The organism is Methylobacterium sp. 17Sr1-1 (genome assembly GCF_003173775.1).
Lineage (GTDB): Bacteria > Pseudomonadota > Alphaproteobacteria > Rhizobiales > Beijerinckiaceae > Methylobacterium.
Genome location: NZ_CP029552.1, coordinates 2134824 through 2153665, shown reverse-complemented (window position 1 = coordinate 2153665; position 18842 = coordinate 2134824). Strand labels below are relative to the sequence as shown.

At 71.7% G+C, this 18842-nt stretch carries 14 protein-coding genes and 1 pseudogene; 7 read left to right on the top strand and 8 right to left on the bottom strand.

Going from position 1 to position 18842, the window contains the following annotated elements:
* Nucleotides 1-199: 199 nt before the first annotated feature.
* Nucleotides 200-994: a phosphoribosylaminoimidazolesuccinocarboxamide synthase gene (purC, locus tag DK412_RS09690; protein WP_109971785.1), complete on the top strand. Its 795-nt coding sequence runs from the start codon at nucleotides 200-202 to the stop codon at nucleotides 992-994.
* Between the two features lie 173 nt (nucleotides 995-1167).
* Here the strand turns inward: purC and DK412_RS09685 are convergent, their stop codons facing one another.
* The 4 genes from DK412_RS09685 to DK412_RS09670 all read right to left on the bottom strand — a co-directional run bounded on the left by DK412_RS09685 (nucleotide 1168) and on the right by DK412_RS09670 (nucleotide 5910).
* Nucleotides 1168-2781 (bottom strand): glycosyltransferase family 2 protein, encoded by a 1614-nt coding sequence (locus DK412_RS09685; RefSeq protein ID WP_109971784.1) that lies wholly within the window; start codon nucleotides 2779-2781, stop codon nucleotides 1168-1170.
* Nucleotides 2778-4613, bottom strand: coding sequence for a glycosyltransferase family 2 protein (locus DK412_RS09680; RefSeq protein ID WP_245447728.1), 1836 nt, complete (start codon nucleotides 4611-4613; stop codon nucleotides 2778-2780). Before DK412_RS09680 ends, DK412_RS09685 begins: the two co-directional genes overlap by 4 nt.
* Nucleotides 4614-4756: 143 nt before the next feature.
* Nucleotides 4757-5386, bottom strand: a complete 630-nt coding sequence (locus DK412_RS09675; RefSeq protein WP_109975169.1) for a hypothetical protein — start codon at nucleotides 5384-5386, stop codon at nucleotides 4757-4759.
* Nucleotides 5387-5406: 20 nt separating this feature from the next.
* On the bottom strand, nucleotides 5407-5910 hold the full coding sequence (locus DK412_RS09670) for an invasion associated locus B family protein (RefSeq protein ID WP_244539420.1): 504 nt from the start codon (nucleotides 5908-5910) through the stop codon (nucleotides 5407-5409).
* A gap of 292 nt (nucleotides 5911-6202) precedes the next feature.
* Here DK412_RS09670 and DK412_RS09665 point away from each other — a divergent pair, with 292 nt between their 5' ends.
* The gene (locus DK412_RS09665; RefSeq protein ID WP_109971782.1) at nucleotides 6203-6601 is read left to right on the top strand and encodes a hypothetical protein; all 399 of its coding nucleotides are present in this window, start codon (nucleotides 6203-6205) and stop codon (nucleotides 6599-6601) included.
* Nucleotides 6602-6603: 2 nt separating this feature from the next.
* Here DK412_RS09665 and DK412_RS09660 read toward each other — a convergent pair whose 3' ends face one another.
* Entirely contained in the window at nucleotides 6604-7347 is a 744-nt protein-coding gene (locus DK412_RS09660) for a SprT family zinc-dependent metalloprotease (protein WP_109971781.1), read from the bottom strand.
* Between the two features lie 148 nt (nucleotides 7348-7495).
* Nucleotides 7496-8767 carry a polyhydroxyalkanoate depolymerase gene (phaZ, locus tag DK412_RS09655; protein ID WP_109971780.1) on the bottom strand — a complete coding sequence of 424 codons (1272 nt, stop codon included), beginning with the start codon at nucleotides 8765-8767 and terminating at the stop codon, nucleotides 7496-7498.
* Between the two features lie 317 nt (nucleotides 8768-9084).
* On the opposite strand from phaZ, the pseudogene DK412_RS09650 reads away from it, so the two are divergent.
* The 3 genes and pseudogenes from DK412_RS09650 to DK412_RS09640 all read left to right on the top strand — a co-directional run bounded on the left by DK412_RS09650 (nucleotide 9085) and on the right by DK412_RS09640 (nucleotide 12104).
* Nucleotides 9085-10487, top strand: a pseudogene (locus DK412_RS09650) (ActS/PrrB/RegB family redox-sensitive histidine kinase).
* A 42-nt stretch (nucleotides 10488-10529) separates the two neighbouring features.
* Complete coding sequence (locus tag DK412_RS09645) at nucleotides 10530-11129, top strand: ActR/PrrA/RegA family redox response regulator transcription factor (protein WP_093567068.1); 600 nt, start codon at nucleotides 10530-10532, stop codon at nucleotides 11127-11129.
* Nucleotides 11130-11300: 171 nt separating this feature from the next.
* Nucleotides 11301-12104 (top strand): class I SAM-dependent methyltransferase, encoded by an 804-nt coding sequence (locus DK412_RS09640; protein ID WP_162596168.1) that lies wholly within the window; start codon nucleotides 11301-11303, stop codon nucleotides 12102-12104.
* Nucleotides 12105-12111: 7 nt separating this feature from the next.
* Here the strand turns inward: DK412_RS09640 and DK412_RS09635 are convergent, their stop codons facing one another.
* Nucleotides 12112-13710, bottom strand: coding sequence for a gamma-glutamyltransferase family protein (locus tag DK412_RS09635; protein ID WP_109971778.1), 1599 nt, complete (start codon nucleotides 13708-13710; stop codon nucleotides 12112-12114).
* 189 nt (nucleotides 13711-13899) lie between these two features.
* Here DK412_RS09635 and DK412_RS09630 point away from each other — a divergent pair, with 189 nt between their 5' ends.
* Together DK412_RS09630 and DK412_RS09625 are read left to right on the top strand one after the other, a co-directional pair.
* Nucleotides 13900-14079, top strand: coding sequence for a hypothetical protein (locus DK412_RS09630; RefSeq protein ID WP_204165599.1), 180 nt, complete (start codon nucleotides 13900-13902; stop codon nucleotides 14077-14079).
* A gap of 114 nt (nucleotides 14080-14193) precedes the next feature.
* Complete coding sequence (locus DK412_RS09625) at nucleotides 14194-15753, top strand: glucan biosynthesis protein D (RefSeq protein ID WP_109971776.1); 1560 nt, start codon at nucleotides 14194-14196, stop codon at nucleotides 15751-15753.
* Nucleotides 15754-15920: 167 nt separating this feature from the next.
* On the opposite strand, the gene DK412_RS09620 is transcribed toward DK412_RS09625, so the two are convergent.
* Nucleotides 15921-18455 carry a glycogen/starch/alpha-glucan phosphorylase gene (locus DK412_RS09620; RefSeq protein ID WP_109971775.1) on the bottom strand — a complete coding sequence of 845 codons (2535 nt, stop codon included), beginning with the start codon at nucleotides 18453-18455 and terminating at the stop codon, nucleotides 15921-15923.
* Nucleotides 18456-18842 lie beyond the last annotated feature (387 nt).

Genomic DNA, 18842 nt, shown 5'->3' with positions numbered 1-18842 from the left:
GACCAACGACCGCAATCCATCGCAGCGGCGTCCGGGCTCTCCCCGGCGCACCGGCTAACGCGTTGTGCTGCCTTCGCGGTTCGGGTAATTTGCCCCCGGCTGCCGGGACGCCCCGGATCGACGCGTCCCCCGGCCCGACCTCTTGTCGTCAGAGGTCGCCGCGCCGCGGGTCCCACACGTCGTCAGGAGCCTCGGCCCCATGGACTTCCTCAAACCACGGTACACGCCTATGAACCGCCGCCGTCGCATCTACGAGGGCAAGGCGAAGGTCCTCTACGAGGGTCCCGAGCCCGGCACGCTCATCCAGCATTTCAAGGACGACGCGACCGCCTTCAACGCCAAGAAGCACGAGGTGATCGACGGCAAGGGCGTGCTGAACAACCGGATCTCCGAGTTCGTGTTCCAGCACCTCAACGACATCGGCGTGCCGACGCACTTCATCCGCCGGCTGAACATGCGCGAGCAGCTGATCCGCGAGGTCGAGATCATCCCGCTCGAGGTGGTGGTGCGCAACGTGGCGGCGGGCTCGCTGGCGACGCGGCTGGGCCTGGAAGAGGGCACCCAGCTCCCGCGCTCGATCATCGAGTTCTACTACAAGAACGACCAGCTCAACGACCCGATGGTGTCGGAGGAGCACATCACCGCCTTCGGCTGGGCGACGCCGCAGGAGATCGACGACATCATGGCGCTGGCCATCCGGGTCAACGACTTCATGTCGGGTCTCTTCCTCGGCGTCGGCATCCGCCTCGTCGACTTCAAGATGGAGACCGGCCGGCTCTGGGAAGGCGACATGATGCGCATCGTCGTCGCCGACGAGATCTCTCCGGATTCCTGCCGCCTCTGGGACATCAAGAGCCAGGACAAACTCGACAAGGACCGCTTCCGCAAGGACCTCGGCGGCCTGATCGAGGCCTATACCGAGGTGGCCCGCCGCCTCGGCATCATGGGCGAGAACGAGAAGGTGCAGACCGGCGGGCCGCGGCTCGTGCAGTGACGCGCTCCGGCTGACGCCGGATTCGGGATCGAGGGCGGGGCCGCTTCCGGGAGGGGGCGGCCCCGTCGTCGTCTCTGACATCCTCCATCGTCATCCCGGGGCTCGCCGGAGGCGAGAACCCGGCATGACATTGGAGGGTGTCATGATCGTCGAGATGTCCGTCGACGACCCGCTCAACGCGGACCCGCCCCCTCCCATTCCCGTATCCGCACATACGTCCCGCCCCGCGGATCGAACCCCGGATGGTACCAGGGATCTGCCTCGAGCCGCCTTCCCCACCGCGCCCGCAACGCCGCCACCTCGGCCTCGTGGCGGTGGCGCGCCTCCGGGTTCCAGCGCCGGCTCGCCGCCTCGTGGTGGTAAAGCACGGCGCCCGGCACCATCATCGTCCGGTAGCCCGCCGCCTCCAGCCGCAGGCAGAGATCGACGTCGTTGAAATCGACTGCGAAGGCCGCTCCGTCGAAGCCCCTCACCGCCCGGAATTTCTCGGCCTCCACCACGAGGCACGCCGCCGTCACCGCCGAGACCCGGTGCGTCGCCCGCAAGGAGGCGAGGTAGCCCGGCGCCGTGCCGGGGAAGTGGCGATGGGCGTGGGTGACGAGGCCGCCGGTGCCGAGCACGATGCCGCCATGCTGGATCCGCTCGCGGATGTCGAGGAGCTTCGCCCCCACCGCCCCGACCTCCGGCCGCAGGGCCTCCTCGGCCATGCGGCGCAGCCAGTCGCTCCGGTGGGCCACCACGTCGTTGTTGACGAAGACCAGCAGCGCGCCGCGCGCCTTCGCGGCGGCCCGGTTGTTCATCGCCGCGAAGTTGAACGGGCCCGGGCAGGGCAGCACCCGCACCCCCTCCTCCGCCAGACGCTGGAGATAGGCGAGCGTGCGCGGATGGCGGCTGTCGTTGTCGCAGACGATGATCTCGAGGGACGGCCAGTCGGTCTGGGCGCGCAGGCTCTCGATGCAGGCCTGCAGGAGTTCGACCCGGTCGCGGGTCGGGATGATCAGGCTGGCGAGCGGCGGCGCGGGCAGGTCGCGGCGCAAGGCGAGGATGCCGCCCGCCGCCTCGACGCGGCCGGCCCCGGCGAGGTGGCGCTCGGCCAAGGCCCGGCGCGACTCCGCCCAGCCCGCCGGAGGCGCGGCCGCGGAGGGAGCCCAGGTCGAGAGCGGGCGGGGCAGGTGACGCACCTCCCCGGCCGCGAGCCGCAGCAGCAGGTCGGCGGCTTCCGCCCCCGGCAGGGCGGGATCGAGCCCGAGCCGGTCCAGCACCGCCCGGCGACAGGCGACCACCGGGCCGATGTAGTCCGCGGCGAGCAGGTAATCGGGGTCGAAGGCCGGGCGCAGCACCGGCAGACGCGGCGCCCCCTCGGGCCCCAGCACCACGGCGTCGCCGTAGAGGGCTTCGATGGCGGGATCGGCCGCGAACGCCTCGGCGATGGCGGTGGCCGCCCCCGGCACCAGCCGATGGCCCGGCGCCGTCAGCACCACGATCCCGGCCGATCCGGCGCCGCCGGACAGGATCTCCGCCGGCGTCGCCACGCGCAGGCCGGGCACAACCTCGGCCTCGCCCGCCGGCACGGGCGGCGGCGTCAGGGCGTGGCGGGCGCCCCAGAGAATCGCGGCGCGGTCGCGCGCCCGCACCCTTTTGCCGGTGAGGAGGGCCCGGGCGACCTCCCAGGCCTCGCCCGGGCGCTTCAGCGCCAGGAGCAGCCGGACGAGCCAGCGCCGGGCGGGACCGGGCCGGTCTTCCGCGAAGCGTAAGGTATCGAAGGCCGGATGAGGCGGCAGCCTCATTCCAGCTCCTCCCCGAAGGTCGTGACCGAGAAGGCCGGGTGGTAATACGGGTCGTCGCGGATCACCGCCCGCCAGCGGGCGGCGAAACGGTTGCCCTCCGCCTCGAACCGCGCCCGGGCCGGGCCGACGCTCGGGCCGCGGCTGACCGATTCGTGGTGGGCGAGCGTGGCCCGCGGGGTCCAGAGCGAGCGCCAGCCCGCGGCGGCGAGGCGCAGGCAGAGGTCGATATCGTTGAAATCGACCGGAAACGACTCGGCGTCGAGCCCGCCGACCGCCTCGAACTTGCGGCGCGTCACGGCCAGGCAGGCGGCGGTGACGCCCGCGACCTCGTGCGCGACGGTGAGCCGGCCGAGATGGCCGGGCGTGTCGGCGGGGCGGTTGCGCAGGATGTGCCCGGCCCGGCCGCCGAGCCCGACCACCACGCCGGCATGCTGGATCCGACCGTTGCCGAACAGGAGCCTGGCTCCGACCGCTCCGACCTCCGGCCGCAGGGCCTGGCGCACCATCGCCGAGAGCCAGTCGGGGTGCAGCACCTCGACGTCGTTGTTGAGGAGCACCAGGATCTCGCCGCGGCTCGCCGCGGCGCCGTCGTTGACGAGGCGCGAGAAGTTGAACGGGCCCGGCCGGTCGAGCCGGCGCACCCGCGGATCGGATTCCCACTCGGCGTAGAGGGCGGCCACCGCCGGATCGGTCGAGCCGTTGTCGACGATGACGAGTTCGAGCGCCGGATAGGTGGTGTCGTGCAGCACGCCCCGCACGGCGACGCGCAGCAGGTCCGGCCGGTCGCGGGTCGGGACGATGACCGAGACAAGGGGAGCCGGGTCGGGAAGCGGCCAGTCGAGGTCGAGGGTGTCGCCGTTCCGCACCAGGGCGGCGGGCGAGCCGGCCCGATCGAGGGCCCGCGCCAGGTCGGCGGCGTGGCCGTCGGGATCCGGCAGGTCCGGCGCGACGCGGCAGAGGATACGGGGAATGCGGCGCACCCGCTCGGGGCCGGCGAGGGCGGCGGCGAGGAGGAGCGCCCGGGCCCCCTGCCCCGGCGCCCAGCCGCTGCGCTCGACGAGATCCCTCGCGATCAGGACCGGCCGCCCGGGATAGAGCGTGGTCAGGGCAAGGTCCGGGCTCCAGCCGGGCTTGAGCCGGGGGCGCAGACCTTCCGGCGTCTCGGCCTCGCTGTCGGCATAGGCGAGGTCGGCGGGCGTTGGCCCTGCGAAGGCGGCGGCGAGATGGGTGAGCGCGTCGGGTGCCAGCGCATCGCCGGGGTTCAGGACACCGATCGCGACCCCGTCCGGAAGGGCATTCGCGGAGATCCGCGGGTCATCGGCGAAGTCGGTCGGCGCCGGTCCGCGCCAGTGCAGGGCGAGGCGCCAGTCTCGGTGCCCTTGTGCCAGCAGGGTGGCGAGGGTGCGCCGCAAGGCCACCTCGTCGCCTGGGCCCGCCTCGAGGATCAGGCCGAGGCGCGGCAGGTCCGGCGGCACCCGGTCGAAGGCCGGCTCGAACGGCCGCGCCCGCTCGGCCTTCCAGAGCGGGTACTGCGCCAGCGGCCGCACGGCGGCGGCGATGCGCAGGGTGTTGCGCAGGCGGCGCGCGTCGCGGCGCAGCCATTGATAGAGCGCGACCGGCATCTTGTCCGGCCGGCGCCGGGCGCAGAGGGCGAGGACCGCCGTGCGGGAAAGGAGCCGCGCCGCCTCGATCCGGAACCCCTCCGCCGGGGCGGCGAGCCGGATCTCGTCCGTGCCCGGCGGCACGGGGCCGAGCCAGGCGGCGCGGCCGAGCACCGGGCCCGGCAGCAGCGCGTCCTCGTGCGACCCGTCCGCCCGCGCGAAGCGCAGCATCGGCCGCACCGGCGCGGCGAAGCGGTCGAGGGCGTAGTCGAGGGCGAGCCAGCGCCCGGCGGTCGGCCGCTCGAAGACCAGGGCGCGGGCGAAATCCGGATCGTCCGGGCGGGGGGCGATGCGCCAGGGCGCCACCCTGTCGGTCAACCGTCGGCCGGCGCCGGGGCGGCGGGCTTGCGCCGCGGCGCCCGCGCGGGCTTCGACCCGCCGCCGAGGCCGACCTCGATCTCGAAATCCTGCGCGAGGTTGGCCGGGACGGAGATCCCCTCTTCCACCACCGTGAAGCTGCCGTTGGCGCTGCCGGCGGGAATCGTCGCCGCGGCCTGGCGGCTGCGCCGGGCGATGATCTGGGTGCCGTGCTTGACCGTGATGGTCACGGGAGCGTTGAAGCGGCCGGGGGCGCCGCCGGGCCCGAGCAGGACCACGCCCTGCACGCCGACCGCGACGGTGACGCTTCCGTTCGGCCCGGGCTGGCAGGAGCGGCTGATCTGGCCGAGGCGGATCTGCGTGCGCACCGTGCCGCCCGCCATGGTCTGCAGCGAGGAGCCGCCCTCGCTGACGTCGAGGGTCGGGCAGTAGACGTCGTCGGGGTTCGGGGGCGCCTCGGGCGGCTTGGTGGTGCCGCCGTACTTGAAGATGTTGAGGAGCGGATTGCCCCCCTCCTGCGGCGCCGCGTCCTGCGCCCGCGCCGGGGTGGCGAGCCCACCGAGCGCCGGGGCTACGCCCAGCAGCGCCAAAGCGAGGCCGAGGGTGCGGAGACTACGAGCCGTCACGGTCCTCTCCCGATCGTCGATCACTTCAGGCTGTCGAAGCCTTCCTTGAACCCCTTGAGGGAGAGCGGGATGCCCACCCCCTCCTCCGGCGTCTGGAAGACGATGAAGGTGGCCTGCTGGCCGCCCTTGAGCTGGCTGATGAGCTTGTCGTCCATCACCACCTCGGCGACGCAGCCGGTGGAGAGGCAGCGCACGAAGGAGGTGCGGCCGATCTCCGCCTGGTCGACCTTCAGGCCGAGGCCGGAGGGCAGGAGCACGCCGAGCGGCGCCACCACCCGCAGCAGGATGCCGCGGTTGTCGGCGGTCTTCAGCACGATCACCACCAGGGAGAGGTTCGGCCGGTCCTCCGCCGCGACGTACTGCACCAGGGCGCATTGCTCGGCCTTGGCGCCGGCGGGCGTCTCGCAGCGCAGCTGCCAGTCGTCGAAGCTCTGCTTGACCGCGCCCTGCGCCAGGGCGGCCCCGGCTGGCAGGCCGAGCGTCAGCGCGAGTCCGAGGGTGGCGGCCCGCACCCGGCGTCCGATCCGTCGCAAGCTGTCTCCCACGCCGCTCACCGCTCCGCTGTCCGGGCCATCCGCCGGCCCGGGGGCGTTCCGACCACGGGGCCGGGATGCTGTCAAGCCGAGGCGCCGTTTCGACATCGGGAACTCTTGCGGGAACCCTTGCCGGAACCGGCGGCGCCGGACAGGCTTAGCTTTATCACCGAGCCGGGCTGCATCCGTCGTCATCCGCCGTTAGTGGTTGTGCATGGTTTCCGGTTCATATCGGATCGACCGATCCGGATTCGCCCTCTCACCCTCCTCGCGAGAGCCCCCGATGAGACCCGCCGCCACCTCCCTCGTCCTCCTTGTCCTGGCCGCCGGCCCGCTCGCCGGACACGCGGCCGCCCAGTCGCTGCTGGTCGACTCGCTGCCGGTCGACGAGACCACCTATGTCGAGCGCTCGCTCAACCGGGACGCGATGCTGACGATCGAGCACCCGCCGGTGCCGCGCAACCCGCGCGGGCGCCGGGCCTCGCGCTCGGCCGAGATCGCCGGGTTCTGCCGCGACGGCGGGGTGATCCGGCGCCGGGGCGAGCAGGGCGAGATCATCCTGCGCCAGCGCGAGATCTGCGACAGCATCGCGCCGCGCACCCTCGCCCCGGGCGAGGTCGATCCGCGCCCGGCCTGGCCGGTGCGGCGCCAGCGCGTCGTGGTGGTGCGCACCAAGGGCTGAGGTCAGCCGTAGCGGTGCAGCTCGGTGCCGTGCCGCTTCAGCCAGGCCTCGGGCTCGTCGTAGCCCGGGGAGAGTTTCTGGACCACGCGCCAGAACCGGTCCGAGTGGTTCATCTCGGCGAGGTGCGCGACCTCGTGCGCCGCCAGGTAGTCGAGCACCGGGGGCGGCGCCATGATCAGGCGCCAGGAAAAATTCAGCTGGCCCGCCGCGGTGCACGAGCCCCAGCGGCTGCGGGTGTCGCGCACGGTCAGGCGCTTCGGCGTGCGGCCGAGCGCCCCGGCGTGGCGCGTCACCGCCGCGGTGAGGTCGCGGCGCGCCTCGGCCTCCAGGAAGTCGCGCACCCGCCGCGCCACGTGGGGCAGCCCGCACGACACCGCGATCACCGGCACGCCGTCGGCATCCGTGGTGGCGACCGTCGGGCCCGACGTCGCCGACCAGTGCAGGATGCGATGCGGCACGCCGCGCAGCGGCACCACCGCGCCGGGCACGAAGGCGACGCGTTCAGGGAGCTTCGCCACCCGGGCGGCGATCCAGGCCCCGTGCGAATCGGCGAAACGCTGCGCAGCGGCGAGGTCGGTGCGCTCCGGCAGGGTGAGGACGATCTCGCCGGTGGCGCTCGACACCCGCAGGGTGATGCGCCGCGCGGCCGCGCGGCGGCGCACGGTGACCGGGTAGCAGGTGCCGGCGTGGATGACGGTGACGTGGGTGGGTTCGGGCGCCGAACGGCGCAGGAGCGCGACTCGCATGCCACCTTTGTACTCGGGAGACCCGGAGCCTGTCAGCGTCCCGCGTGATCGAGCGAGGCCGACGAGGTGCGCGAACCAGGAGCGCAAGGAGCGGGCCGGGAACATCGGCGGGAGCCGGCGCCGCCTCAGGCGGCGCCGAACGGGACGATCAGGAGGCTGCGCGCAGCTCCTCGACGGCCTGGGTGCCCTGCATCGCGTGCATGAAGGCGGAGATGCGCGGCGCGATGTTGGCGCGGAAGCGCGAGCCGTTGAAGACGCCGTAATGGCCGACGCCCTTCTGCAGGTGGTAGAGCTTGCGCTCTGCGGCCAGGTTGGGGGTCAGGTCGTGGGCCGCCAGGGTCTGGCCGACGCCAGAGATGTCGTCGTTCTCGCCCTCGACCGCCATGATGGCGCAGTGGCGGATCGCCGTCGGGTCGACGGGCTTGTCGCGGTGGCGCATCTCGCCCTTCGGCAGGGCGTGCTCGACGAACACGGTGTTGACCGTCTGGAGGTAGAACTCCGCCGTCAGGTCCATCACCGACAGGTACTCGTCGTAGAAGTCGCGGTGCTTCTCGGCTGAGTCGCCGTCGTTGCGCACCAGGTGCTTGTACATGTCCCAATGGGCCGTCAGGTGACGGTCGAGGTTCATGCCCATGAAGCCGGAGAGCTGGAAGAAGCCCGGATAGACCTCGCGCCAGGTGCCGGGATAGCCCGGCGGCACAACGGTGATGCAGTTGCGCTTGAACCATTCCGAGCCGCGCTCCGCGGCGAGGCAGTTCACCGCGGTGGGCGAGCGGCGGGTGTCGATCGGGCCACCCATCAGGGTCATCGAGGTCGGCACGCCCGGCATGCCGTCCGCCTCCATCCGGGCGACGGCGGCGAAGACCGGCACCGACGGCTGGCAGACCGCGATCACGTGCAGGTCCGGCCCGAGGGCCTGAAACATCTCGATCAGGTAGTCGATGTAGCTGTCGAGGTCGAACCGGCCGGCCTCGAGAGGCACCATGCGGGCGTCGATCCAGTCGGTGATCATCACCTCGTGGGAGGGCAGCAGCGCCTCGACCGTGCCGCGCAGGAGCGTGGCGTAATGGCCCGACATCGGCGCCACGACCAGAACCTTCGGCTGGGCCTGGGTCGTCGGGCGCTTCAGGGCCCGGTCGAACTTGAGGACCTGGCAGAACGGCTTCGACCACACCACCCGCTCGGTGACCTCCGTCACCAGACCCTCGACCACGGTGGTAGGCAGGTTGAAGGCCGGCTTGCCGTAGCGGCGCGTCGTGCGCTCGAACATCTCGCAGGCCGCCGACACGGTCCGGCCATAGGGCGTGTAGGTGATCGGATTGACGGGATTCTTGAACACGAGCTGCGTGGCGTCGGCGGCCGCTCGGGCAGGCGTCAACATCCAGTGCGCAGCTTCATACCAGAAATAGGAGAGATCCATGACGCCACCGTCCAAGATTGACCCAACGACGCGCGCACCCGCCGTTATGAGACGCCTGTCCCGACTGGGAGCCAGGACAATAGAGGCCTGATATAGAAGGGCAACATCTGCGGAAATCCAAGGTGTCAAAAGGTGGAACTGTGCCTTTTTTGCCTCAACTCCCGCGTGTGCCTTGTGCAGTGCGATAGCCGGTGCAGAATCGCCCCGTCGGCGATCCTGAGCCCGGGACTGCACCGTCGACAATAACGCACTGGACCGCGAAGGGTTTCCGCCCCGTCGCCCTGGCCGGCGGGCGGCGGCGCGCTATGGTTTCCGCCATGTTCGAGACCTTGCAGACCGATCTGGTGCGCGATGCCCGCCACCTGCGCCTCGATACCCTGGTGCGCCTGCGCTGGCTCGCGGTGGCCGGCCAGGGCGCGGCGGTGGCCGGCGCCCATCTCGGGCTCGGCCTGCCCCTGCCGTTCGGCTGGTGCTTCCTCGTCATCGCGGCCTCGTCCTGGCTCAACCTCACCCTCCGGATCCGCTACCCGGCGAGCCACCGGCTCAGCGACGACGCCGCGGTGCTGCTGCTCGCCTTCGACATCATCCAGCTCGCCGCCCTGCTCTTCCTCACCGGCGGCCTGCAGAACCCGTTCGCCCTCCTGTTCCTCGCCCCGGTGCTGATCTCGGCCACCGCCCTCCCCCGGCCCGGACCCTCGCGCTCGGCCTCCTGGCGGTCGGCCTCTCGACGCTGCTGGCGCTGGTCTACCGGCCGCTGCCGTGGTTCGCGGGCGAGAAGCTCGAACTGCCGTTCCTCTACGTCTCGGGTGTCTGGACCGCGATCCTGCTCGGAACTGCTTTCACGGGGGTTTACGCCTGGCGCGTCGCCGAGGAGGCGCGCCAGCTCGCCCAGGCTCTGGCCGCGACCGAGCTGGTGCTGGCCCGCGAGCAGCACCTGTCGCAGCTCGACGGGCTCGCCGCGGCGGCCGCCCACGAGCTCGGCACGCCGCTCGCCACGATCACGGTGGTGGCGAAGGAGCTCGACCGCCAGCTCGGGCCCTCCGCCTCACCGAGCGTGGCGGAGGACTTGGCGCTCCTGCGCGACCAGGTCGAGCGCTGCCGCGGTATCCTTTCCAAGCTCACCTCGCTCGATGCCGACCAGGGCGGCTTCATCGAGACCATCACGCTCAGCCACCTCGTCGAGGAGCTCGTCGCGCCGCAGCGTGCGCTCGGCATCGTGCTCGACGTCAAGACGAAGGGCGACGGGCCGGAGCCGGCCTGCCGTCGCAATCCGGGCGTGATGTTCGGCCTCGCCAACATCGTCGACAACGCGGTCGACTTCGCAGAGAGCTGCGTGGCGATCGAGGCGCGCTGGAGCCCGGACCGGGTCTCGCTCGAGATCCGCGATGACGGGCCGGGCTTCGCCCCCGAGGTGCTGCTGCGGGTCGGAGAGCCCTATGTCAGCACCCGCAGCGCGGCCAAGACGGTCGCCAAGAGCGCGCAGGAGCAGGCCGGACCGGAGGGTGGAACCGGCCTCGGCCTCGGCCTGTTCATCGCCAAGACCCTGATCGAGCGCTCGGGCGCGCAGCTGAACCTCGCCAACGCGGTCGATCCCTCGACCGGCGCGGTGGTGCGGATCGTCTGGCCCCGTCACGTTTTCGAGAGGGAGGCCAAAGGCCACCGAAACCCGGGCACGGGGGGCGCCGCACCCCTGACGCAGGCGCGCGACGTTCCTATATAACGCTCTGAAGAGACTGACTGAAATCGCAAGGAGCGTCGCCTGATGACGCAGTACGGAACACTGAGCCCGGAGGCCGCGGCCGGCACCATCCCGGAGGGCGACGCCCTCCTCAACCACGCCGACCGCAGCCTGCTGATCGTCGACGACGACAAGCCGTTCTCGACCCGCCTCGCCCGGGCGATGGAGGCGCGCGGCTACCGGGTGCACGTGGCGGAGAGCGTGGCCGAGGGCGTCTCGGCGGTCGACGCGCAGCCGCCGGCCTTCGCGGTCATCGACATGCGGCTGGGCGACGGCAACGGCCTCGACGTGATCGCCCGCCTGAAGGAGCGCCGGCCCGAGGCCCGCGGCGTGATCCTGACCGGCTACGGCAACATCGCCACGGCGGTGACCGCGGTGAAGCTCGGCGCCTTCGACTACCTGGCGAAGCCCGCCGACGCCGACGAGATCCACGGCACCCTGATGGCCGAGCCCGGCGAGCGGGCCGACCCGCCCGAGAACCCGATGTCGGCCGACCGGGTACGCTGGGAGCACATCCAGCGCGTGTATGAATTGTGCGGCCGCAACGTCTCGGAGACGGCGCGCCGGCTCAACATGCACCGGCGCACGCTGCAGCGGATCCTGGCGAAGCGCGCGCCGCGCTAGAGCCGGTCGGGATGGATGGCCAAGGGCCCGGTACCGCGAGGTGCCGGGCCCTTGGCATGTGTCGCCGCCATGCGCGAAGGTCACGCCATGTAACGGGTGTTCGTCTTCATGGTCCTACGACAATATGACAATATTCCCGGAAAGGCTCCTCGGCTGTGGAGCGGAAACGCCATGACGGCGAACCTCCAACGCCATTTCGGCGGCGCGATCCCGGATTTCTACGAGCGCGGCATGGCGCCGGTGATGTTCGCGCCGGCCGCCGCGGTGACGGCGACCCGGGTCGCCGCCCACGCCCCGGAGCGGGTGCTCGAGACCGCCGCCGGAACCGGGCAGGTGACCCGGCTCCTGGCGATGCGCCTGCCGGCCGGGACGGCGATCACCGCCACCGATCTCGCCCCGGCGATGCTGGCGCTCGCCGCGGAGACCCTGTCGGACGCCCCCGCGGTCGAGCTGCAACCCGCCGACGCCCAGGCGCTGCCTTTCGCGGACGCCGCCTTCGACCTCGTGCTCACCCAGTTCGGCGTGATGTTCTTCCCCGACCGGGCCGGCGCGATGCGGGAGGCGGCGCGGGTGCTCCGTCCCGGCGGGCGATTCGTGTTCACCACCTGGGATTCCCGCGAGACCAATCCCTATGCCGCGGTCGCGGCCGACCTCGTCGTCGAGGCGACCGGCGAGCCCGGGGTCTTCGGCCTCGCCTACGGCCTGACGAGCCTCGACGCCGTTCGAACGCTGGTGGAGGAGGCGGGCTTCACGGGCTTTCGCGCCGAGGTGGTCCGCCTCGACGCGCCGGTGCCGGATGTCGGGCTGTTCGCGGCCGGCCTCCTGCGCGGCAACCCGACCGCCGCCCTGCTGCACGAGCGCGGGGTCGAGCCGGAGCCGCTCGTCGCGGAACTGGAGCGCCGGCTCCGGGACACGCTCGGCGACCCCGCGACGGCCCGGTTGCAGATGCTGCTGTTCGAGGCGGTGAAGCCGTGAGACGAGGCTAGAGCCCGGCCGCCCCGCCATCCGAGCGCGGGTCGTGCGTCGCCTCGACCCGACCGTTGCCCGGGTGGCGCACCAGCAGCCCGGCATGGCCCAGCGAGTCGATGTAGGATCCGCCCAGTTCCTCGACCTCGTGGCCCATCCGCGCGAGCGCCGCGATGCAGGACGAATCGAACCGGTCCTCGACCTTCACGGTCATGGATTCCGCGCCCCAGGTGCGGCCGAACAGGAAGCGCGGCGCGTCCACCGCGTCCGCGACGCCCATCCCGTAGGTGGCGTAGCGGGTGAAGACCTGCGCCTGGAATTGCGGCTGCCCGTCGCCGCCCATGCTGCCGTAGGCCATCACCCGCCCGTCGGCGAGCACGGCGAGAGCGGGATTGAGGGTGTGGAACGGCCGCCGCCCCGGCTCCAGCGGGTTCACGGCCTTCGGATCGAGGGAGAAGGCGAGACCGCGATTCTGCCAGGTGATGCCGGTGCGCGGCAGGACGAGCCCGGAGCCGAACTCCCAGTAGACCGACTGGATGTAGGAGACCGCGACGCCGTTTCCGTCGATTGCCCCCATCCACACCGTGTCGCCGTCGCCGACCGGGCGGACAGGATAGGGCGAGGCGCGGTCCATGCGGATCGCCGCGGCCTCCGCCTCCAGGCGCTCCGGCGCCAGGAAGGTCGCAGGGTCGTGGCGCAAGCGGTCGAAATCGGTCACCACCACGTCGCGGATCCGGAAGGCCCGCTTCGTGGCCTCGATCAGCCCGTGATAGTGCGCCGCCGTCTCGGGGCGGATGGTGCCCAGACGCTCGTAGAGGCCGAGGATCAGCAGGGCGGCCAGCCCCTGGCTCGGCGGCGGGCAATTGTAGACCGTGCCGCCCGATAGCTTCAGCGCGAGCGGCGCCCGCGACACCGCCCGGTAGCGCTCGATGTCGCTCCGTGTGACCGGGCTCCCGGCGCGCTCCAGGTCGGCGGCGACCTCGCGGCCGATATCGCCGCGGTAGAAATCCTCCAGCCCGGCATGGCCGAGCTGCTCCAGCGTCGCGGCCAGAGCCGGCAGCGCCCGCTTCGTCCCGGCCTTCGGGGGCTTCCCGTCGATCAGGAAGGTCTCGCGAAAACCCGGCTGGTCGTGCAGCGTATCGAGTTCCTTGGGGACGTAGCGCGCCTCGGACGGCGACACCGCCACGCCCTCGCGGGCATGCCGGACCGCGTCGGAGAGGAGCAGGGGCAGCGGCAGGCGCCCGCCGAGGTCGCGGGCGATGCCGTGGGCGAGCGCCCAGCCGCCGACCGCGCCGGCCACCGTCAGCGCCGCGTCGGGCCCGCGCTCGGGGATCGCGTCGTAGCCCTTGTCGCGGTAGCGCTTGACCGTCGCGAGGCTACCGGCCGGGCCGCAGGCCTCGATCGCCCGCACCACGCCGTTCGGGCCCCGGATCAGCCAGAAGCCGTCGCCGCCGATGCCGTTCATGTGGGGGTAGACCACCGCGATCGTCGCCGCCATGGCGAGCATCGCCTCGACGGCGTTGCCGCCCTCGTCGAGGATCGCCCGGCCGGCCTCGGCCGCGAGGTGGTGGGGAGCCGCGCAGGCGGCGCGGGAGAAGACGGGGGTCTCGGGCATCTCACCGATGGATGATAGGGCGGAACGGGCCCGCGCGGTTGCGCCGGCCCTGCGGTTCAGGCTAGTCCCCGCAGCCATGAAACGATAGGCGTCCTCTCGCCCGTCGCCCTGCCACCAGGACAAGGATCAGGCCGCGTGCCCGCATCAGGTTCCCTCAAGCCCCGCAGCCTCGTCACCATCCTCAGCATCATGGTGCTGGTCGGCGTCGAGGTCTTCGCGGTCGCGATCGCGGCGGGTTGGGCGCTCGCCGGCATCTTCGAGCTCGGCGACACCGTCGGCCACGTCCTGATGGTGCTGTTCAGCCTGGGCGCCCTGTCCATCATGGTTCAGCTCTGGCGCCGGGCCACCAGCATCGAGCCGATCCGCTAGAGCCCCATCCGATCGGAAGACGATCGGATGGGGCTCTAGGACTTTGATCTTGCCGCATTTTCTTCGACGAACCGGTATCCACTTCGTCGGAAAATGCTTGAGAGGCACCCCGCGATGATCGACCGCCGTACGCTCCTCGCCGGCGCCGCGCTGCTGCTCGGCTCCGGCCCCGCGGTGCTGTCCGCCGAGCTGCCGCTGGGCACCCCCGAGCCCTTCAGCTTCGACAGCCTCAAGGCCCGGGCGCGGGACCTCGCCGCCCGGCCCTACACGCCGCCGGCGATCCCCGACCGCGACGTCCTGCAGGCGATCGACTACGACGCCCACGGCAAGCTGAAGTACAAGCCCGACCACGCTCTGTGGGCCGACGGCCCGAGCGCCTTCCCGGTCACGTTCTTCCATCTCGGCCGCTACTTCCAGAAGCCGGTGCGGATGCACGTGGTCGAGGGGGGTAAGGCGCGCGAGATCATCTACGACCCGGCCGCCTTCGAGATGCCGGCGGATTCGCCAGCCCGGCGCCTCCCGCCGAATCCGGGCTTCGCGGGCTTCCGCTTCCAGGAGCGCCGCGGCGGCCCTCTCGACTGGCGCCGCAACGACTGGGTCGCGTTCCTGGGCGCCTCGTATTTCCGCGCGATCGGCGAGCTCTACCAGTACGGCCTGTCGGCCCGGGGGCTCGCCCTCGACACCGTGATGCCGGACCGCCCCGAGGAATTCCCGGACTTCACCCATGTGTGGTTCGAGACCCCGGCGCCGGAGTCCGACACCGTCACGGTGCTGGCCCTCCTTGACGGCCCCTCGGCCGCCGGCGCCTACCGGTTCCGCATGCGCCGCACCAAGTCGGTGGTGATGGACATCGAGGCGAGCCTGCACCTGCGCAAGGATGTCGGCCGCTTCGGTCTGGCGCCGCTGACCTCGATGTACTGGTTCTCCGAGACCGCCAAGCCCACGGCGACCGACTGGCGCCCGGAGGTGCACGATTCGGACGGACTCGCGCTGTGGACCGGCGCCGGCGAGCGGATCTGGCGCCCCTTGCGCAACCCGCCCCGCACCATGGTCTCGGCCTTCTCCGACGAGCGCCCGCGCGGCTTCGGCCTGATGCAGCGCGACCGCCTGTTCGACCACTACCAGGACGGCGTCTACTACGACCGCCGGCCCTCGCTCTGGGTCGAGCCGCTCGGCGACTGGGGCCGGGGCAGCGTGCAGCTGGTCGAGAACGCCACCGACGACGAGATCCACGACAACGTCGTGGCGATGTGGGTGCCGGCGGAACCCGCCCGCGCCGGCTCCTCGCACGACCTCGCCTACCGCCTGCACTGGGTCGCGGACGAGCCCTATCCGAGCAACCTCGCCCGCGTGGTCGCCACCCGCGAGGGCAATGGCGGGCAGGCCGGCACCGACCGGCCGAAGGGCGTGCGCAAGTTCGTGGTCGAGTTCCTGGGCGAGCCCCTGGGGCGCCTGCCGGCCGGGGTGAAGCCGGAAGCCGTGCTGACGGCCTCCCGCGGCACCTTCCCGCTCGCCCGCACCGAGGCGGTGCCGGACGACGTGCCGGGCCACTGGCGGGCCGAGTTCGACCTCGCGGTGACCGGGCCGGAGCCGGTGGAGCTGCGGCTGTTCCTGCGCCGGGGCGACGAGACGCTGAGCGAGACCTGGACGTATCAGTACATTCCGGCGGCCTAGGTCAGGCCGACGATTCTCATACCCTCGATGTCATCCCGGGGCTCACCGAAGGCGAGAACCCGGGATGACGCCGTGGAACGTCTACATCGGTCAGTTTAGCTTTAGAGCAGAAAGCCCCGCGGCTCGCGCCGCGGGGCTTATCATTTCCATCACACGGTCGGGCGTGATCAGCCCACCCGCACCCGCCAGATCTCCTCGGCGTATTCCCGCATCGTCCGGTCCGACGAGAACCACGCCGTGCGGGCGGTGTTGAGGATCGCCGCGCGCCACCAGGTCCGGGGCCGGCGCCAGGCCGCGTCGACCTCGCGCTGGGCCCGCCAGTAATCGTCGAAATCGGCGGTCAGCAGGAAACGGTCGCCGTGGGTCAGCTCGTCGACGAGCGGGCGGAACCGGCCCGGCTCACCGGGCGAGAACCCGCCCGCGGCGATCAGGTCGAGGGCGTTGCGCAGGCGGGGCGAGGCCGCGATGGCCCGGCCCGCATAGCCCGGCTGGCTCTGGGTGCGCTGCACGCCCGCCGCGTCGAGACCGAAGATGAAGATGTTCTCCGGGCCGACATGGTCCTTGATCTCGATATTGGCGCCATCGAGCGTGCCGATGGTCAGCGCGCCGTTGAGCGCCAGCTTCATGTTGCCGGTGCCCGACGCCTCGAGGCCGGCGGTCGAGATCTGCTCCGACAGGTCGGCGGCCGGGATGATCGATTCGGCGAGGCTCACCGAGTAGTTCGGCACGAAGGCCACGGTCAGGCGGCCGGCCACGTCCGGATCGGCGTTGACGCGCTTCGCCACGTCGCTGGCGAGCCGGATGATCAGCTTGGCCTGAGTGTAGCTCGGCGCCGCCTTGCCGGCGAAGAGCTTGACCCGGGGCGTCCAGTCGCGGTGCGGCTCGGCCTTGATCGCCTGGTAGAGCGCGACCGTCTCCAGGATGTTGAGGAGCTGGCGCTTGTACTCGTGGATGCGCTTGATCTGGACGTCGAACAGCGCCTCCGGATCGAGGGTGATGCCGGTGCGGTCCTCGACGACGCGGGCGAGCGCTTCCTTGCGCTCGCGGCGCACCGCCGCGTAGCGCGCCTGGAAGGCGGTATCGTCGGCGAAGGCCGCCAGGCCCTCGAGGTGGCGCGGATCGTCGAGCACCTTCGCGCCGACCGCCTCGACGGCGAGGCGCGTCAGGCCCGGATTGGCGTTGTGGAGCCAGCGCCGGAAGGTGATGCCGTTGGTCTTGTTGACGATCTTGTCGGTGTCGAGGGCGTGGAGCGGCGCGAACACCGTCTGGCGCATCAGCTCGGTGTGGAGCGCCGAGACGCCGTTGACGCGGCGCGCGCCGAGGAAGGCGAGGTGCCCCATCCGCACCCGCTTGCCGTGGCTCTCGTCGATCAGCGAGACCTCGGCGAGCTGCGCGACCGAGGCGCCGTGCTTCGACACCTCCTCGAGATGCATCCAGTTGATCAGGTAGATGATCTGCATGTGGCGCGGCAGCAGCCGCTCCATCAGCTCCACCGGCCAGGTCTCCAGCGCCTCCGGCATCAGGGTGTGGTTGGTGTAGCCGAGCGTCTGGGTGGTGACGTGCCAGGCATCCTCCCAGGACATCCCGTGCAGGTCGACGAGGAGCCGCATCAGCTCCGGCACGGCGATGGCCGGGTGGGTGTCGTTGAGCTGGATCGCCGCATGGTCGGGCAGCGAGCGCAGGTCGCCGCGCTCGGCGACGTGGCGGCGCACCAGGTCCTGGAGCGAGGCGGAGGTGAAGAAGAACTCCTGGCGCAGGCGCAATTCCTGGCCGGCCGGCGTCCCGTCGCTCGGGTAGAGCACCCGCGAGATCGCCTCGGCCCGGGCGCGCTCGGCCACCGCGCCGACATGGTCGCCGGCGTTGAAGCGCGCGAGGTCGATCGCCTCGGGCGCGCGGGCCGCCCACAGGCGCAGGGCGTTGACGTGCTTGGCCCCCCGCCCGATCACCGGCGTATCGTAGGGCACGGCGCGCACGATCTCGGCCGGGCGCCAGACGCGGCGCAGCGTGCCGTCGGGCTGGACGCTCATCGCCACGTCGCCGCCGAAGCCGACCTCGCAGGCCGCCTCCGCGCGCTCGAACTCCCAGGGGTTGCCCTCGGCGAGCCAGGTCTCCGGCACCTCGCGCTGCACGCCGTCCTCGATCACCTGCCGGAACAGGCCGTGATCGTAGCGGATGCCGTAGCCGTAGGCCGGAATCGCGAGGCTCGCCATGCTCTCCATGAAACAGGCGGCGAGACGGCCGAGGCCGCCATTGCCGAGCGCCGCGTCGGGCTCGGCGCCCGCCACCGCGTCGAGGTCGACGTCGAGGCCCGCGAGCGCCGCCCGCACGGTCTCGGCGACGCCGAGATTGCCCATCGCGTCGGAGAGCAGGCGCCCGATCAGGAATTCGAGGGAGAGGTAGTGCACGCGCTTCACCGGCACGATCCCGGCCGAGATCGCGCTCGCGGCGACCGCCCGGTCGCGCAGGGCCAGCGCGGTGGCCACGAACCAGTCGCGGTCGCGGGCGGTGGCGGGCGTCTTGCCCAGTGCATAGGCGAGCTTGGCGAGGATCGCGGTGCGCATCACCGTGACCTCGTCGCCCGCCGGCGCGGCGGGCGACGCCTGCGGCATCCAGGAGCGCGACGTGTCGGCCTCGTGTGGGGCTTGCACCTCCCGCTGAGCCTCTTCGCGCTGGCGACCGGATAGAAGAACTTCGTTCAGCACCTTGGAACCCCCTTCCCTGCCGCAGGTCTCTCGGGTGCTGCAGCGCGATCTCACGTCGCGTGCTGTGCAGCAAACCTTTGGCCACGGCAGCATCGTGTGGCTGTGGGACGGCGATGTCGAGACGCCGTGACTAAGCTTGAGCACGCGAGTCGCTGCGTGTTGCTGTCCCGACACGTCTCACGGAAACGAGACTTGATTTTGGCGAAGCGGCCTGAAGCGAGTGTGAACGCTTTCGAGCCTCCCCGCAGGTCGGACCTAAGGGTTAAGCGATGCCCCTGGGGAACGGATAACCGTTAGGGCAGGGTTGCACCGGAGGTCTGATCTTCCGGCCACGGCGCGTCGCTCTTCCGGCGGATCGGCCGCGGGTCGTCCCGGCACGAGCGCGGA

Excerpts from the sequence above, each read along its gene's own strand:
- DK412_RS09660 (WP_109971781.1), bottom strand. The coding sequence starts at position 7,347 with ATGCGAGTCGCGCTCCTGCGCCGTTCGGCGCCCGAACCCACCCACGTC.
- DK412_RS09645 (WP_093567068.1), top strand. The coding sequence starts at position 10,530 with ATGACGCAGTACGGAACACTGAGCCCGGAGGCCGCGGCCGGCACCATC.
- DK412_RS09680 (WP_245447728.1), bottom strand. The coding sequence starts at position 4,613 with ATGCTGCGCTTCGCGCGGGCGGACGGGTCGCACGAGGACGCGCTGCTG.
- purC (WP_109971785.1), top strand. The coding sequence starts at position 200 with ATGGACTTCCTCAAACCACGGTACACGCCTATGAACCGCCGCCGTCGC.
- DK412_RS09625 (WP_109971776.1), top strand. The coding sequence starts at position 14,194 with ATGATCGACCGCCGTACGCTCCTCGCCGGCGCCGCGCTGCTGCTCGGC.
- DK412_RS09665 (WP_109971782.1), top strand. The coding sequence starts at position 6,203 with ATGAGACCCGCCGCCACCTCCCTCGTCCTCCTTGTCCTGGCCGCCGGC.
- DK412_RS09635 (WP_109971778.1), bottom strand. The coding sequence starts at position 13,710 with ATGCCCGAGACCCCCGTCTTCTCCCGCGCCGCCTGCGCGGCTCCCCAC.
- DK412_RS09685 (WP_109971784.1), bottom strand. The coding sequence starts at position 2,781 with ATGAGGCTGCCGCCTCATCCGGCCTTCGATACCTTACGCTTCGCGGAA.
- DK412_RS09630 (WP_204165599.1), top strand. The coding sequence starts at position 13,900 with ATGGTGCTGGTCGGCGTCGAGGTCTTCGCGGTCGCGATCGCGGCGGGT.
- DK412_RS09640 (WP_162596168.1), top strand. The coding sequence starts at position 11,301 with ATGACGGCGAACCTCCAACGCCATTTCGGCGGCGCGATCCCGGATTTC.
- phaZ (WP_109971780.1), bottom strand. The coding sequence starts at position 8,767 with ATGGATCTCTCCTATTTCTGGTATGAAGCTGCGCACTGGATGTTGACG.